This is a genomic window from Mesorhizobium sp. USDA 4775, assembly GCF_054062655.1.
The window spans coordinates 4,705,111-4,717,367 of record NZ_JBSSFM010000001.1 but is presented as its reverse complement, the minus strand read 5'-3'; the positions used below and the strand labels follow the sequence as shown (position 1 = coordinate 4,717,367).

Sequence of the window (12,257 nt, the reverse complement as noted above, 5' to 3'; positions counted from 1 at the left end):
AAAGCTCGATCGCCTTACCTTGAAGCGGTGCGGAGGCGGGCATGAGCGGCGAATTGGTGCTTGTCACCGGCGGATCTGGCTTCCTCGGCGCGCACTGTGTCCTTGCCCTGCTGAACGCGGGCTACCGCGTGCGCACCACGGTGCGCTCCGCCAAGCGTGAAGCCGATGTTCTGGCCATGCTCAAGGCCGGTGGCATCGCGCCGGGCGACCGGCTGTCCTTTGCCATGGCCGACCTCATGAGCGACGCCGGCTGGCCGCAAGCGGTCGCCGGCTGTGACTATGTGCTGCACGTCGCCTCGCCATTTCCGCCCGGCGTGCCGAAGCACGAGGACGATCTGATCATCCCGGCTCGCGAGGGGGCGCTGCGGGTGCTGCGGGCGGCGCGCGACGCTGGCGTCAAACGCGTCGTGCTGACCTCGTCCTTCGCGGCCATCGGCTACGGCAAGATGCCGTCCGGGCCGTTCACCGAGGAGAGCTGGACCGATCCGACCGCCAAGGTCAGCGCCTATGTGAAGTCGAAGACGCTTGCCGAGCGCGCGGCCTGGGATTTCATCGCCGCCGAGGGCGGCGGGCTGGAATTGGCGGTCATCAATCCGGTGGGTATTTTCGGGCCTGTGCTCGGCTCCGACCATTCGACCTCCACCGAATTCGTCCAGCGCATGATGAACGGCGCCATGCCGGGGCTGCCGCGTCTGTCCTTCGGCGTGGTCGACGCACGCGACGTGGCGGGCCTGCATGTGCGCGCCATGACCAATCCGGCTGCCAAAGGCGAGCGCTTCCTGGCGGTATCGGGTGATTTCATGACCGTGCGGGAAATCGCGCAGACCTTGAAGACGCGGCTCGGCGACGCGGCGGCGCGCGTCACGACGCGTGAGCTTCCCGATTGGCTGGTGCGGATCGTGGGGCTGTTCAATCCCGAAGCCGCGCAGCTGGTGACGGAGCTTGGCAAGGTCAAGAATGCCACCAACGCCAAGGCGGTGCGTGTGCTCGGCTGGGCGCCGCGCTCGCGCGAAGACGCGCTGGCCGCCACCGGCGAGAGCCTGGTCCGGCTCGGCCTGCTCAAGACGTAGCGCGGCGGCAGGAAGACCTCCCGCCGCTCCAGCTTTCCTGGGATTGCTCTGGTTTCAACCAGCCAGTGCGGCCTTATTGGCTTCGAGGAACTGCTTCAGCGTCCGCGGCTTCCTGCCGGAAAGCGTTTCGACCGCGTCCGTCACGATGGCGATGCGGCCGGACCGCGTGTTGGCATCGAAGGAAACGATGACGCGAGCAAACTCCTCGGGAACGCCGGCCGCCTTCACGCCTTCGGTCAGGGCCTCGTCGGGCAGCTGGATGACGTCCAACGGCTTGCCGGTGACTTCGCTCACCAGGGCGGCGATTTCGGCTGTCGTATAGGCCCGCGGGCCTGTTAGCGTATAGGTCTTGCTGTCGGTCGAACCGGAGGCGAGACCCGCGGCGATGGCCGCGGCCATGTCGTCGCGTGAGCCATGGGCGATGCGGCCGTCGCCCGCCGACGTGTACCACTGTCCCGAGGCAATGGCGTGCGGCAGGGCCATGAACAGGTTCTCCTGGTACCAGCCGTTGCGGAAGATCGTATAGGCGATGCCGCTGGCCTTGATCGCCTGCTCAGTGCCGTAGTGGTCGCCGGCAAATAGCACTGGCGAAACCGGCTCCGGATTGGGCATCGAGGTGTAGAGCAGATGTGAAACGCCTGCTTTCTTCGCAGCGGCTACCGCCGCCTCATGCTGCTTCAGACGCCTGCCGGTTTTGAGATCGAGATCGCTGGTCGAAATGATCAGCACCCTGTCGGCGCCCTTGAATGCGTTTTCCAGCGAGGTCGCGTCGTTGAAGTCGGCGGCTCTGACAACGACGCCACGCGCTGCCAGATCGGCGACGCTTTCCGGGTTGCGGGTGGTGGCGATGATCTTTGCCGGCGGAACTTTGTGCGTGTCCAGGAGATAGCGGATGACGCTGCGGCCAAGCTGGCCGGCAGCACCGGTGACGAGAAGTGTTTCGGTCATTGGGAGGTCCTGTCGTTGCGCCAAGCGGCGAGTGCGTACATCGGTCTCAAAATGAGACCAGCACTAAAATAGGAATTGACCCGATGCCGTAAAGAAGGCAGTTTTTCGGGAGGTAGGCACACGCAGGGAACCAGCCATGGACAGCCGGATCGTCAATCTGAGATCCAAACTCGACGTCTACAAAGCCATGACCGGCGGTGGAAACCTTGCCGATTGTCCGGTCCGCGAGGTCATCCAGGGGCTCAACGGCAAATGGAGCTCGCTGCTGATGGCGGCGCTGGCTGAGAAGCCCTATCGCTTCGGTGAATTGCGGCGGCTGGTGCCCGACATCTCGCAGCGCATGCTGACCCAGACGCTCCACGATCTGCAGCGCGACGGCTATGTGCATCGCGAAGTGTTCCCGACCAAGCCGCCCAGCGTCGAATACAGGCTCACCGACCTCGGACGCTCGATGTTCGGCGCCCTGCATCATTTGATCCAGTGGGCCGAGCTCAACCACGATGCGGTGCGCGAGGCGCGTGCCGGTTTCGACGCGACGCAGGCTTGAGCAGCGCGACGGCGTTCGGCGGCGCGACTTGATTTCACCAGGCGGCTGAAGGATTGTCCCGGCCAGTTCGGCTTGGGGGGATCGGTATTTCCTACGACATCGCAATTACAGGCGCCGGTCCGGCGGGGCTGGCCGCGGCGCTCTATCTCAAGCGGGCAGGGCACAGGGTCACCATCTTCGAGCGCTTCGAGGAGCCGAAGCCGGTCGGTTCCGGGCTGATCCTGCAGCCGACCGGCCTGACCGTTCTGGCCGATCTCGGCTTGCTCGACGACATGCTGGCGCTCGGCGCCCGCATCGACCGGCTGCATGGCGCCGATGCCTCGACCGGGCGCACCGTGCTCGACGTCCGCTACGACGCCCAGCGCGGCGGCCGGTTCGGCCTGGCGGTGCACCGGGCGGCGCTGTTCGGCGTGCTTTTTCGCGCCGCCCGACGCGAGGCCATCGCCATCGAGACCGGCGACGAGATCGAGACGGTGGAAGCCGGCGAACGGGCGACGCTGATCCGGGGCAATGGGGCAAAGGCAGGGCCCTTCGATCTGGTGGTCGACGCCAGCGGTTCGCGCTCGAAACTGCGGCAGAGCGTGGCCAATGCAGGCGCGCCACGGTCACTCACCTATGGCGCGTTCTGGGCGTCGCTTGGCTGGCGCGGCGAAGGCTTTGACGAACACGCGCTGTCGCAGCGCTACGACAAGGCCAGCGTGATGATCGGGGTGCTGCCGATCGGCCGGCCGGAGCCGGGCGCAGAGAAGATGGCGGCCTTCTTCTGGAGCCTGAAGCCTGATGATGCCGACGCGGTGCGCGCTGTCGGCATCGACGCCTGGAAGGAGAGGGTCATGCGGCTGTGGCCACAAAGCGAAGCGTTCACCAGCCAGATCGACAGTTTCGACCAGCTGTCGCTGGCCCGCTACGGCCATCACACGATGAAGATGCCGGTCGGCCGGCGGTTGGCCGTCATCGGCGATGCCGCGCACTCGACCAGTCCGCAGCTTGGGCAAGGGGCCAATATGGCGCTGCTCGACGCCGCGGCGCTCAGCCATGCGCTGGCGCTCACGCAGAGTGTCGAGGCGGCACTCGAAGCCTATGCCAAGGCGCGGCGCTGGCACGTGCGTGTCTTCCAGGCGCTGTCGCTGGCATTCACGCCATTCTACCAATCGGATTCGGTGGCACTGCCCTTCATCCGCGACAGGCTGGTGGCGACCGTCGCGAAAATTTCGCCGGCGCCGCAGTTTCTGGCCTCGATGGTCGCCGGCACGGTGATCGACCCGTTCAGGCGGGTAGGATTGACGGAAACGCGATGGGATGTCGGACGAAATCTAGGTCATGATAGGACCGCTTCATAGAGTTTTTCGCCCCGGCAGGTTCGCATGCACACCATGTTCAGAACACGAGAATCGCAACATCTGATGCGCGTTGTTGCATCTGTCCTGGTGATGCTGGCGGCGGCGTTTCTCTCACCGCAGGCGCAAGCCCAGACGCCGGACCAAGCCAGCCAGCAGGGGGCGGCTGGCACTGAAGAGGCGCTGAAGGCCCGCATTGACGCGGCCTACAAACTGATGATGGACACAGGACGCTTCGATGAAGGCTATGCGCAATTGCGGGCCACGCTGCTCGATGCCGCCAGAAGCGACCTCTACGACTTCACCGTGGAGAGCTACTCGAATGCCGGCGCGACGTTCCTCAACAACCAGATTCTCGACTACGCCGAAGAGATTTTCGCCGAAGGGCTGAAAACCAGGGCGATGCAGCAGGATGTCGCCAAGCGCGGCGACTTTTATCTCAATTACGCGATGCTGAAGCAGACCGAGAAAGACTATCAGGGCTTCGTTTCCATGTGCGCGACAGCCACCAATCTATACGCCCATTACCACGGCAAGGAATCCCAGGAACTCCTGTTTGCCAACGATGTGTTGGCGACCGGGGTCGCCGCATTCGGTCAAATCGCGTCGGCCATCAATATCGAGCAGCGCAATCTGAGGTTGGCTGCGCAGGTAGCCGGTACCGATGATCGTTTCATCTGGAAGCTGCAGAATAATCTGGCCGACATGCTGCGCCAGATGGGGGCTCCAACACGCGCCTTGCAATACGATCTGGCCGTGCTGGGGAAGCGGATCGGCTACTACGGCTCAGATCACTTCAACGTTTTGGTCACCGCCAACAACACGGCGCAGGACTATCTGGACCTTGGCAAATACGACGAGGCCTTGCGCTATTTCCAGCAGGATCGGGACATTGCCGTCGTTCTCAAGCAGGAAGGCAATCTGGTCGAACAGGCGGATGCCTGGCTGCTCTATACCAGGGCACTCTCTGGTGCGCAGCCGCTCGATCAGCCGACAACGGCAAGGCTGCAACAACTGACCACCGACCCGAACTATCCCGAAATACTGGCAATCAAGATCGCCAACCTGCTCGCCGCGCATTTCATCGCAGTGGGCGACACGGAAAACGGGATGAGCCAGCTTGAGCGAGCCCAAAGCATCGCCGAAGCGACGTACGGGGTGGTGCATCCGCTTACCTTTGCCGCGCGGCAGGCCATGGCCAATCTCAGGGCGAAGACGAGCCCGGAGAAGGCGGCTGCCGATTTCGCGACTCTCGACGAGGACATGCTGCGTTGGAATTGGTTCCAGGTAAGCACTGCCGGCAACCCAATCGTGGCCGAGGCCAGCCGCGCCCTGGCCGACGACATGCTGTACGACTATGCGCGCCTCGCTAAAGGCAATGCATCGGTGGTGCCGGCCTTTGCCGAAGCCGTGCGCCGCTGGCCGACGCTTGAAAATGAGAAACGCGATCTGTTGCGCAGACTGTCCCGCTTGATCGATCCGAACGATACGGAGACACGGTATTTGATCCAGACCGGGATCCGGCTGTCCTTGGCTTATCAGGAGTCGTCCTCCAGTGGTGACAGTTCCGACGATCCAGGGGCGGTGCAGCCGGGACAGGTTCAGGCGGCATACGAAAAGGCCACGGCCAGCGTCATGGCCAAATACAGTTTCAGCCAGAGCGTGGTGGACAAGCCGCTGCCGTCGGCCGGCGCCCTGCTGAAGCCAAACGAGGCGCTGATCGACTACTTCATTGCCCGCAAGTGGCGGGCGGATCGGGAGAGTGCCGATCCGCTGGAAGACGAGCGCCTCTATGCGATCGTCACCCGCAAGGATCGGCAGCCGTCTCTCTATGATCTCGGCGATCCACGCCGGCTCATCCCGGCCGCTCGCGAAACACGCATGGCGAACCTGAGGTCGACGCGTTCCGCGCAGGAACGGGGCGCGGTGACCTTGGTCGATCTGAGCGCCACATTCACCGGGCTTTATGCCGGTCTGATCGCGCCGTTAGAGCCGTCGCTTGGTGGAGCCGATACGCTTTTCGTGGTGCCGGACGGAAAACTGTTTTCGGTGCCATTCCCCTTGCTGCAGGACGGCAAGGGCGCGTCGCTCGATGACCGTTTCGTCGTGCGCATGCTGACGCGGCCGGAATCGCTGTTGAATGCCGGCGTCGATCAGAGTTTTCCCAAGACGGGCAGAGCCTTGCTGGCCGGCGGGTTGGACTATGCGCGAGGTTCGGAAAAAGGGGCGGAGCCGCTGCCCGGCACCCGCAAGGAGGTCGACGCGATCGCCTCGATCCTGAGCGGTGATCACTATTCGGTCGAAATGCTCACCGGGACGGCGGCCAGCGAGCGGATGCTGCGCAAGGATATGGAGCGGGCGACGATTGCGCATCTGGCCACCCATGGCGCCTACCGTGATGAGAAAGAGGGCGGCGTGGGCGCCGTGAATGCGCTTTGGCAGAGCCAGGTCGTGCTGTCGCAGTCGGGAGACCGGCAGTCGATGAAACGTGATGACGATGACGGTCGGCTCTATGGCATGGAATTGATGAGCTGGGATTTGTCGGGCCTCGACCTGCTTGTCCTGTCCGCCTGTGAGACGGCTCGCGGCCAGGAGACATTCGTCGGCGGTTTGCGCGGCCTGCCGACGGCAATCGGCATTGCCGGCGCAAAACGCTCGCTGTTGACGCTGTGGCCTGTGGACGACGCCGGAACCGCTGCCTTCATGGTTGGGTTCTACGGCCATCTTGCCGCCGGACAAACCTATCCGGAAGCGCTGCGCCAGACCCGCCGCGATGCCCGCGACCGCAAGATATCAGGCGCCCAGGATCCGCGGGTCTGGGCCGCCTTTGTCATGTTCGAGAACTGAGGCCGCTCGAAGCGCATACTTGCTCACGATCCGTGCGTTCAAGCCGATCGTGCCAACGCAAATGGTCCGGCTTGATCGTTTCGGCGGATGAGGCTCGACAGAAAGGATCCCCTTGCTTGCAGAAAAGCATGCAGACGCTGCGGATAATCCGGCGCTACGGCGTGCTTGATCGACGGACGATCATTCAACGCCTTCCGCCAGGCCTGGACGTGCGGCTTGCCGTCCAGAATGCCGAAATCGCCGATCCGGTCGAAAGCGTCGAGATATCTGAAGACAGGCCCGTACACCGCATCGACCAGCGAAAAGCGGTGGCCGGCGAACCATGGCGCGCTCCGCAAGGCATCGTCCGCCAGTTCGGCCTCAAGGCGGTCAAACATTCCCGACAGCGCGCGGGACTCGGCAAGGAAACCGGCCTCGGTCGGTGCTGAATAGAGCCGGCCGATGGCGTTGAGCACGGCCGAGCCGTATTCGATCCAGGCACGGTGCCGGGCACGGGCGTAGGGGTCGGCCGGGTGGAGGGGATTGGCCTGTGTCTCCTCGAGGAATTCGAGGATGACCGCGGATTCGAAGATTGTCGTTTCGTCGCCATTTCGCTGGACGCGCAACAGCGGCACCTTGCCGAGTGGCGAGATCGCCTTGAACCAGTCCGGCTTGTCGGCGAGGTCGATGTCGACGCGCTCGAACGGCACGCCCTTCTCGGTCAACGAGATCGCCGCACGCTGGACATAGGGGCAGAGAGGGTGGCTGACGAGAATGAGCTTGTCGGTCATTTCACTCTCCCCAGACATAGTTCAACGCGCCGTTTTCGACGCGTGTCGACAGGAACATCAGACGGGAATTCTTCGGTGCCGGACCGTCGATGCGTTCGCCCGACAACATGTCGAATGCGGCGCCGTGCCATTGACAGACCAGCCTGCCATCCTTGCAGTTCAACGGCCCGCCGAAATGCAGACAGGCATTGGCGGCGGCGCGGATGCGTTCGCCGCTGCGCCAGACATGGACCTCGCGGCCGAAGAATGGGGCGATCAGGCTGCCTGTCTCGGGGACGTCGGCGATCTTGCAGATCTCGTGTTTCATGGGTTTGCCTTTCGATGTTGATGCAATTGCATTTATATAGATGCAGATGCATTTATCGTCAAGCTTGATGCATTTGCATCTATCGTCTAGGGTGGGCCATGACCGAGAAAGCCACGCCTTCGCCGGAAGCCATCACCGCCTGGGCCCGCCTGATGCGCGTTTCGCGCCAGCTGGTGGAGAATGCCGAGGACGCGTTGAAGGAGAGCGGCTTGCCGCCGCTCGCTTGGTACGACGTGCTGCACGAGCTCGCCGAGGCGGGCGAGGGCGGCCTGAGGCCTTTTCAATTGATCGAGCGCACTTTGTTTGCGCAGTACAACATCTCGCGGCTGCTGGCCCGGCTAGAGGCCGACGGTCTGGTCGAGAAGCTGCCGGTGGCCGATGATGGTCGCGGCCAGACCATCCGCATCACTGCCAAGGGGCGCGAGACGCGCCGGCGGATGTGGGCCGTCTATGGACGATCAATCGCCGACCTGGTTGGCGGCAAACTTTCAGCGGATGAGCTGAAGATGATGTCGGCGCTGCTTGGCCGGCTGCGTGATCCGGCTGTCCTCGACTGATCTTGGCTGCTGTGGCGCGACGCTTCAATGACAGCGCTGGCGCTCGCGGCCGTCGATCTTTTTCCGCGCCGCCCCCTTGCGCGCCGGGCCGGATTGCGCAATATGCCGAACCGTAACGTACGGTACGGCTTGCCGGGATAATCGGTTTGCCTGTCCGCGAGGGAAGAGCGTGTTGCACATCGTGCCTGACATCGACACCAGCGAGACGCTGACGGAGCGGCAGAAGGCCGTTCTGGATGCGGCGTTGCGGCTGTTGGTCGAGGAGGGCGATCAGCTGACCATGACCGCCGTGGCCAGGCGGGCCAGCTGCTCCAAGGAAACACTCTACAAATGGTTCGGCGACCGCGACGGGCTGTTGACGGCAACCGTGCAGTGGCAGGCCTCCAAGGTGCGTGTGGCGCCCGTCGACGCCAAGGGGCTCGACCTTGCCTCGCTGACGGCAAGCCTTGAGCGTTTCGCTTCCGACTGGCTGAAGGTGATTTCCAGCGATACTTCGATCGCGCTCAACCGGGTGGCGGTCGGGCATGCCGGCTCGGGTAAGGACGACCTCGGCGCCGTCGTGCTGGAGAATGGCCGCTTCGCGCTGGCCCGGCGGCTGAAGCCGGTGCTGGAGGCCGGGCGCCAGGCCGGGCTTCTGGATTTCGCGGATGCCGAGACGGCGTTCCGCACCTTTTTCGGGCTGGTCGCCCGCGACGTGCAGATCCGTCTGCTGCTCGGCGACCGGCTGGAATTGACTGAGGCGACGATCGGCGGCGATGCCGTACGGGCGACGCAGCAGTTTCTCGCTCTTTTCGGAGCAAAAACCGGGCCGCAGGGCCTCTGATCTTAGAAACGGGAAGGAAGTTAAAAAATGCGCGTCTATTACGATCGTGATGCCGATCTCAACCTGATCAAGGGCAAGAAGGTCGCCATCATCGGCTATGGCAGCCAGGGCAGGGCGCATGCGCTCAACCTCAAGGATTCCGGCGCCAAGGAAATCGCCATCGGCCTCAAGGCCGGCTCGGCGACCGCCAAGAAGGTCGAGGCCGACGGGCTCAAGGTGATGAGCGTGGCGGACGCCGCCAAATGGGCCGACCTGATGATGATGGCGACGCCCGACGAGTTGCAGGCCGACATCTACAAGAACGAGATCGCGCCGAACATCCGCGACGGTGCGGCGATCGCCTTCGCGCACGGCCTCAACGTGCATTTCGGCCTGATCGAGCCGAAGTCGACCGTCGACGTCGTCATGATCGCGCCGAAGGGCCCGGGCCACACGGTGCGCGGCGAATACCAGAAGGGCGGCGGCGTGCCGTGCCTGGTCGCCGTCAACCAGGATGCCTCAGGCAATGCGCTCGACCTGGCGCTGTCCTACGCCTGCGGCGTCGGCGGCGGCCGTTCGGGCATCATCGAGACCAATTTCCGCGAGGAATGCGAGACCGATCTGTTCGGCGAGCAGGTCGTGCTGTGCGGCGGCCTGGTCGAACTGATCCGCGCCGGCTTCGAGACGCTGGTGGAAGCCGGCTACGCGCCGGAAATGGCCTATTTCGAGTGCCTGCACGAGGTCAAGCTGATCGTCGACCTGATCTATGAAGGCGGCATCGCCAACATGAACTACTCGATCTCGAACACCGCCGAGTGGGGCGAGTATGTCTCGGGCCCGCGCATCATCACCGCCGAGACCAAGGCCGAGATGAAGCGCGTGCTGAAGGACATCCAGACCGGCAAGTTTACTTCGGAATGGATGCAGGAATACCGCGCCGGCCTGTCGCGCTTCAAGGGCATCCGCCGCATGAACGACAGCCACCAGATCGAGGAAGTCGGCGCCAAGCTGCGCGCGATGATGCCGTGGATTTCGAAGAACAAGCTGGTCGACAAGGCCAAGAACTGATCGAAATCTGTTCTTCTTGATCAAAAAAACGGCGCCCCCAGGGCGCCGTTTTCATTTCCGCGTGGCGCGCTTACAGATCAGCTATAGGGCGACCAGCATTGCTGGCGCGGGCCGCCATAGGGCTGGAACGTGTTGTCCCAGGCACGATACGACCGGTAGCGGTTGTAGCACCACCGGACATGGGCATTCGAAAGCCGCCCGGCGCGGTAGTAGCGGCGCGGTGCCGGCGCATAGTAATCGTAGTTGTTGTAGTTGTTGTACATGCTGCCGAGGCCGAGCCCCAGGCCAAGGCCAAGGATCGCGGCACCCGCACCGTCATCATAGTAGCGGCGATGGTGATGGCGGCGCCAACGCCAGTCATCGCCGCCGTTCCAGTTTCCACGGTTCCAGTTTCCGCCATCCCAGTTGTTGCGGTTCCATTGCCGGCCACCGTTCCAGTGGCCTGACCGGCGCCATCTCCAGTCGTTGTTGAAAACCGGGCTATTGTTATTGCCACCAGCCCAGCTGTCGCGCACCGGCGTGACCGCCGGTGCTGTCGTGCTTGTGGGCAGCGCCAGATCCGGTTGCATGATCGGTCCGGCGGCCGATGGCGCCGTGATGCCGGAGACAATGCCGAGCGCAATCAGCCCGGATTTGATGGTGGACGAAAAGAGCGAGTTCATAACACTCTCCAAGAGCTGAAGGCCCCACGCCTACCCTGGAATGGGTCCACTGTGGATCTTGGCGTCTGAACGGCGGATGAACGGAAAGGTTCCGTCAACCATGGCGCGAATGCCGTCAGGTCCAAACGATATTGGCTTGTGGTCCTGCGATCTTGTGTTCCGGCGCTCTTGCAGGCAAAGGTCAGGGCATGTCGCTGCGCCTTGCCACCTTCAATGTCGAGAACCTGATGAACAGGTTCGATTTTTCCGGCTATCGCAACCAGCTCAACGAGGATCGGACGCTGGCGCTGTTCGATATCCAGAGCGAAGCCGAATACAAGATGCTGGAGCAGGCTCGCGCCATCGCGCAGTCCGACGACACGCGCCAGCTGACGGCGCTGGCGATCGCCGCCACCCGCGCCGACATCATCTGCATGCAGGAGGTCGACAATATCGAGGCGCTGAAGGCCTTCGAATACGGCTATCTGTTCAAGATGGTGGGGCAGGGCTACCGGCAGAAATACACCACCTCAGGCAACGACTCGCGCGGCATCGATGTCGCCGTGATGATGCGCAACGAGACCGCGCAGGGACAGCCGATCGAATTCGTGCGCATGACCAGCCATGCCTACGTCACCTACGAGCAGTTCGGGCTGCACACGCCTGAACTGGCGGCCCTCGGCAGCGAGGCCAATGAACGCATCTTCCGGCGCGACTGCCTGGAAGTCGACATCACCGTGGGTGGCGTGCCGCTGACGCTCTATCTCGTGCATTTCAAGTCGATGGGCTCGCCACGCAACGGGCTCGACGGACGCGAGGCGACGATGCCTGTGCGTATCGCCGAGGCGAAAGCCGTGCGCCGGATTATCGAGGAACGCTTCGGTGCGGATCATGCCGCCGACAAGCGCTGGGCGATCTGTGGCGACATGAACGATTACCGCCAGCGCGTGAAGATCGCCGGCGACGACCTCGACGGCTACCGTTTCGAGGTGGTCGACGAGGCGCAGTCCTGCATCGACGTGCTGACCGCCGGCGGCTTCTGCGAGAACGTCATCGAGCGTCGGCCGGAAATGGACCGCTGGACCTTCTATCACACGCGCGGACCCGAAGAGCGGCATCTCTGCCAGCTCGACTATATCCTCCTGTCCAGGGGGGTGGCGGCGAAGAACGCCACCGCCGTTCCCGACATCATCCGCAATGGCCAGCCCTGGCGCACGATCTTTCCGGCTGGCCAGGAAGTCGAGCGCTTTCCGCGCGCCGGCTGGGACCGGCCGAAAGCGTCGGACCATTGCCCGGTGGCGATCACGCTGGACATGGTTGGATAAGCATGATCGGGGCTCGATAGGCGGTATTGGGGCTTAGA

At 63.5% G+C, this 12,257-nt stretch carries 12 protein-coding genes; 8 read left to right on the top strand and 4 right to left on the bottom strand.

Annotation, left to right across the window (positions count from 1 at the left end):
• Positions 1-41 precede the first annotated feature (41 nt).
• Positions 42-1,070, top strand: coding sequence for an SDR family oxidoreductase (locus ACVILI_RS23085; protein WP_038647615.1), 1,029 nt, complete (start codon positions 42-44; stop codon positions 1,068-1,070).
• 54 nt (positions 1,071-1,124) lie between these two features.
• Here the strand turns inward: ACVILI_RS23085 and ACVILI_RS23080 are convergent, their stop codons facing one another.
• Positions 1,125-2,018 (bottom strand): SDR family oxidoreductase, encoded by an 894-nt coding sequence (locus ACVILI_RS23080; RefSeq protein ID WP_019858979.1) that lies wholly within the window; start codon positions 2,016-2,018, stop codon positions 1,125-1,127.
• 136 nt (positions 2,019-2,154) lie between these two features.
• Here ACVILI_RS23080 and ACVILI_RS23075 point away from each other — a divergent pair, with 136 nt between their 5' ends.
• From ACVILI_RS23075 to ACVILI_RS23065, 3 genes are all read left to right on the top strand, one after another.
• A complete protein-coding gene (locus ACVILI_RS23075) occupies positions 2,155-2,565 on the top strand; it encodes a winged helix-turn-helix transcriptional regulator (RefSeq protein WP_019858978.1) in 411 nt (136 codons plus the stop codon).
• Between the two features lie 53 nt (positions 2,566-2,618).
• Positions 2,619-3,905: an FAD-dependent oxidoreductase gene (locus tag ACVILI_RS23070; RefSeq protein ID WP_038647613.1), complete on the top strand. Its 1,287-nt coding sequence runs from the start codon at positions 2,619-2,621 to the stop codon at positions 3,903-3,905.
• Positions 3,906-3,968: 63 nt separating this feature from the next.
• The gene (locus ACVILI_RS23065) at positions 3,969-6,749 is read left to right on the top strand and encodes a CHAT domain-containing protein (protein ID WP_240564636.1); all 2,781 of its coding nucleotides are present in this window, start codon (positions 3,969-3,971) and stop codon (positions 6,747-6,749) included.
• A gap of 38 nt (positions 6,750-6,787) precedes the next feature.
• Here the strand turns inward: ACVILI_RS23065 and ACVILI_RS23060 are convergent, their stop codons facing one another.
• Positions 6,788-7,519 (bottom strand): glutathione S-transferase family protein, encoded by a 732-nt coding sequence (locus ACVILI_RS23060; protein ID WP_038647609.1) that lies wholly within the window; start codon positions 7,517-7,519, stop codon positions 6,788-6,790.
• Position 7,520: 1 nt separating this feature from the next.
• Positions 7,521-7,826, bottom strand: a complete 306-nt coding sequence (locus ACVILI_RS23055) for a Rieske (2Fe-2S) protein (protein ID WP_038647607.1) — start codon at positions 7,824-7,826, stop codon at positions 7,521-7,523.
• Positions 7,827-7,924: 98 nt separating this feature from the next.
• Here ACVILI_RS23055 and ACVILI_RS23050 point away from each other — a divergent pair, with 98 nt between their 5' ends.
• The 3 genes from ACVILI_RS23050 to ilvC all read left to right on the top strand — a co-directional run bounded on the left by ACVILI_RS23050 (position 7,925) and on the right by ilvC (position 10,253).
• Positions 7,925-8,383: a MarR family winged helix-turn-helix transcriptional regulator gene (locus tag ACVILI_RS23050; RefSeq protein ID WP_019858973.1), complete on the top strand. Its 459-nt coding sequence runs from the start codon at positions 7,925-7,927 to the stop codon at positions 8,381-8,383.
• A 169-nt stretch (positions 8,384-8,552) separates the two neighbouring features.
• On the top strand, positions 8,553-9,206 hold the full coding sequence (locus tag ACVILI_RS23045) for a TetR/AcrR family transcriptional regulator (protein ID WP_069092432.1): 654 nt from the start codon (positions 8,553-8,555) through the stop codon (positions 9,204-9,206).
• A 27-nt stretch (positions 9,207-9,233) separates the two neighbouring features.
• Entirely contained in the window at positions 9,234-10,253 is a 1,020-nt protein-coding gene (gene ilvC / locus ACVILI_RS23040) for a ketol-acid reductoisomerase (RefSeq protein ID WP_010910140.1), read from the top strand.
• Between the two features lie 77 nt (positions 10,254-10,330).
• On the opposite strand, the gene ACVILI_RS23035 is transcribed toward ilvC, so the two are convergent.
• Positions 10,331-10,915: a BA14K family protein gene (locus ACVILI_RS23035; RefSeq protein ID WP_019858971.1), complete on the bottom strand. Its 585-nt coding sequence runs from the start codon at positions 10,913-10,915 to the stop codon at positions 10,331-10,333.
• A gap of 188 nt (positions 10,916-11,103) precedes the next feature.
• Here ACVILI_RS23035 and ACVILI_RS23030 point away from each other — a divergent pair, with 188 nt between their 5' ends.
• On the top strand, positions 11,104-12,219 hold the full coding sequence (locus tag ACVILI_RS23030) for an endonuclease/exonuclease/phosphatase family protein (protein WP_019858970.1): 1,116 nt from the start codon (positions 11,104-11,106) through the stop codon (positions 12,217-12,219).
• Positions 12,220-12,257 lie beyond the last annotated feature (38 nt).

Coding starts and splice junctions, on each gene's coding strand:
- ACVILI_RS23030 (WP_019858970.1), top strand. CDS start 11,104: ATGTCGCTGCGCCTTGCCACCTTCAATGTCGAGAACCTGATGAACAGG.
- ilvC (WP_010910140.1), top strand. CDS start 9,234: ATGCGCGTCTATTACGATCGTGATGCCGATCTCAACCTGATCAAGGGC.
- ACVILI_RS23075 (WP_019858978.1), top strand. CDS start 2,155: ATGGACAGCCGGATCGTCAATCTGAGATCCAAACTCGACGTCTACAAA.
- ACVILI_RS23035 (WP_019858971.1), bottom strand. CDS start 10,915: ATGAACTCGCTCTTTTCGTCCACCATCAAATCCGGGCTGATTGCGCTC.
- ACVILI_RS23060 (WP_038647609.1), bottom strand. CDS start 7,519: ATGACCGACAAGCTCATTCTCGTCAGCCACCCTCTCTGCCCCTATGTC.
- ACVILI_RS23065 (WP_240564636.1), top strand. CDS start 3,969: ATGCGCGTTGTTGCATCTGTCCTGGTGATGCTGGCGGCGGCGTTTCTC.
- ACVILI_RS23080 (WP_019858979.1), bottom strand. CDS start 2,018: ATGACCGAAACACTTCTCGTCACCGGTGCTGCCGGCCAGCTTGGCCGC.
- ACVILI_RS23055 (WP_038647607.1), bottom strand. CDS start 7,826: ATGAAACACGAGATCTGCAAGATCGCCGACGTCCCCGAGACAGGCAGC.
- ACVILI_RS23085 (WP_038647615.1), top strand. CDS start 42: ATGAGCGGCGAATTGGTGCTTGTCACCGGCGGATCTGGCTTCCTCGGC.
- ACVILI_RS23050 (WP_019858973.1), top strand. CDS start 7,925: ATGACCGAGAAAGCCACGCCTTCGCCGGAAGCCATCACCGCCTGGGCC.